The organism is Catellatospora aurea (assembly GCF_042663325.1).
Taxonomy (GTDB): Bacteria; Actinomycetota; Actinomycetes; order Mycobacteriales; family Micromonosporaceae; genus Catellatospora; species Catellatospora aurea.
In genome coordinates this window covers 1-1,681 of record NZ_JBHTAC010000101.1, presented here as the reverse complement: position 1 = coordinate 1,681, position 1,681 = coordinate 1, and the positions used below count along the sequence as shown (strand labels likewise).

General features: G+C 70.5%; 1 protein-coding gene. It reads right to left on the bottom strand.

The genetic code is table 11. The features are described from left to right. Positions 1-58: 58 nt before the first annotated feature. Positions 59-1,513, bottom strand: a complete 1,455-nt coding sequence (locus tag ACFQO7_RS37670; RefSeq protein ID WP_376810881.1) for an NAD-dependent malic enzyme — start codon at positions 1,511-1,513, stop codon at positions 59-61. Positions 1,514-1,681 lie beyond the last annotated feature (168 nt).

The following is a 1,681-nucleotide window of genomic DNA, read 5'->3' as shown; positions in this document are numbered from 1 at the left end:
TCGGAGGCCGCAAGTCTTTAAGAGTTGTCGATGGGGTGGGTCGATGGGGTGGGCGGCGTCAGGCCTCCGGGATGGGGGTGGGGTCGGTGTCGAGGACGGACGTGGTCGACTGCTGGGCCACGGCGCGGACGGCGGCGGCGACGGCGGGGGCTACGCGGGCGTCGAAGACGCTCGGGACGATGACGCTCGGGTTGAGCTTCTCCTCGCCGACGACGTCGGCGATCGCCATGGCGGCGGCCAGGGCCATCTCCTCGGTGAACTCCTTGGCCTGGGCGTCGAGCATGCCGCGGAAGACGCCGGGGAAGGCCAGCACGTTGTTGATCTGGTTGGGCTGGTCGGAGCGGCCGGTGGCGACCACGGCGGCGTGCTTGCGGGCCTCCCGCGGGTCGACCTCCGGGTCGGGGTTGGCCAGCGCGAACACGATCGCGTTCGGGGCCATCCGGGCGATGTCGTCGCCGGTCAGCAGGTTCGGGGCGCTGACGCCGATGAACACGTCCGCGCCGACGATCGCGCCGGGCAGGTCGCCGGAGTAGCCGTCGGAGTTGGTGTGCTCGACCAGCCACTGCCAGTTCGGGCCGAGGTTGGCCATGTCCCGGTGCAGCGCGCCGCGGCGGTCGTACGCGATGACGTCGCCGACGCCCTGCCGCAGCAGCAGCTTCATGATCGCGGTCCCGGCCGCGCCGGCGCCGGAGACGACCACCTTGACGTCGGCGAGCTTCTTGCCGACCACGCGCAGCGCGTTGGTCAGCGCGGCCAGCACGCAGATCGCGGTGCCGTGCTGGTCGTCGTGGAAGACCGGGATGTCGAGCATGTCGCGCAGCCGGGCCTCGATCTCGAAGCAGCGCGGGGCGGCGATGTCCTCCAGGTTGATGCCGCCGTACACCGGGGCGATCGCCTTGACGATCTTGATGATCTCCTCGGTGTCCTGGGTGTCCAGGCACACCGGCCAGGCGTCGACGCCGCCGAAGCGCTTGAACAGGGCCGCTTTGCCTTCCATGACCGGCAGCGCGGCGGCCGGGCCGAGGTTGCCCAGGCCGAGCACGGCCGAGCCGTCGGTGACCACCGCGACCGTGTTGCGCTTGATGGTCAGGCGGCGGGCGTCCTCGGGGTTGTCGGCGATGGCCTGGCAGACCCGGGCCACCCCCGGGGTGTACGCCCGGGACAGCTCGTCACGCGTCTTCAGGTTGACCTTGGAAGTGACCTCGATCTTGCCGCCGAGGTGCAGCAGGAACGTGCGGTCGGAGACCTTGCGGACCTCGACGCCCTCCATCGCCTCCAGCGCCTTGACGACCTGGTCGGCGTGCGCGCTGTCGGCGGTGTCGCAGGTGACGTCGGCGACCACGCGCAGGTGGTCCGAGTCGACCACGTCGACCGCGGTGACGATGGCGCCCGCCTCGCCGACGGCCATGGTGAGCCGGCCGATCGCCGATGAGTCGGCGATCACCGCCACGCGTACGGTGATGGAGTATCCGGCGCTGGGCAGACGCGTAGTGGGCACGATGTCGCCTTTCATGAAGTCAGTCGCCCCATTTTCCCACTCCGTGGGCGCGACTCCGCCACCGCCTGCTGAACCCTCGGGTAACCCTGCTTCTGGCAGCCGCCTTCGGCGACTGCGGCGTTCGGCCTCTCAGCCGGCGTCACGCGGCAGTCGTCGGCTTCGCTTCGCTTACCTCCTTGGTGG

Coding starts and splice junctions, on each gene's coding strand:
- ACFQO7_RS37670 (WP_376810881.1), bottom strand. CDS start 1,513: ATGAAAGGCGACATCGTGCCCACTACGCGTCTGCCCAGCGCCGGATAC.